Below are 888 nucleotides of genomic sequence, written 5' to 3'. Positions count from 1 at the left end.
GCTTCGACCAGCGCGCCCGCTCCGCCGCCATGAAGCGGGCGAAGGGCTCGGCGCCCATGCGGGCCGGCACCGCTCCCTCCTCGGCCAGGCGGCGCGACACCTCCGGCACCTCCAGGCTGTCGGCGATGGCACCCTCCAGCCGCGCGCGGACCGGCGCCGGCAGGCCGCGCGGCGCGACGATGCCGTACCAGGCCGAGGCCTGGTAGCCCGGCAGGGCGCTCTCGGCGACGGTCGGCACCTCCGGCAGCGCCGCCAGCCGCGCCGTGCCGGTGACCGCGAGCGCCCGCACCATCTCGCCCTGGATCAGCCCGGCCACCGAGGGCAGGGTCGTCACCATGAAGGGGATGTGGCCGGCCACCACGTCGTTCAGCGCCGGGCCGGCGCCGCGAAAGGGCAGGTGCTGCGCCTCCACCCCGGCCATCTGGAACATCAGCGCCGCCGCCAGGTGGCTGGCCGAGCCGTTGGAGGCGGAGGCATAGCTGAAATCGCCGCGTGCCGCGCGCGCCTCCTGCAGCAGCGCCGGCAGGTCGCGGGCCTTGCTGCCGGGGCCGGCGACCGCCACCAGCGGCGCATCCGCCACCAGCGCCACCGGCTCCAGCACCCGCAGCGGATCGATGCGCAGCGAGGGGAAGAGCGACTGGTTAACCGTCATCGGCCCCTGGTTGCCGACCAGCAGGGTGTAGCCATCGGGCCGCGCCTGGGCCACGGCCTCGGTCGCGATGTTGCCGCCGGCGCCGGGCTTGTTCTCCACCACCACCGGCTGGCCCAGCACGGTCTGCAGCTGCGCCGCCAGCACGCGGGCGACATTGTCGGTGCCGCCGCCGGGGGCGTAGGCGACCAGCAGGCGGATCGGGCGCGCCGGCCAGGCGGGCTGGGCGCGGGCGATGG

The 888-nt window shown here is 76.5% G+C and carries 1 protein-coding gene; it reads right to left on the bottom strand.

What is annotated here, in order from left to right; genetic code table 11:
• Window positions 1-888 (bottom strand): Bug family tripartite tricarboxylate transporter substrate binding protein (locus HMPREF0731_RS22030; RefSeq protein WP_007006477.1); only part of this gene is annotated, 888 nt, incomplete at both ends.

It is taken from the genome of Pseudoroseomonas cervicalis ATCC 49957, from assembly GCF_000164635.1.
Classification (GTDB): Bacteria; Pseudomonadota; Alphaproteobacteria; order Acetobacterales; family Acetobacteraceae; genus Pseudoroseomonas; species Pseudoroseomonas cervicalis.
The sequence above is the reverse complement of the archived record's forward strand: the minus strand, read 5'-3'. Positions and strand labels throughout refer to the sequence as shown.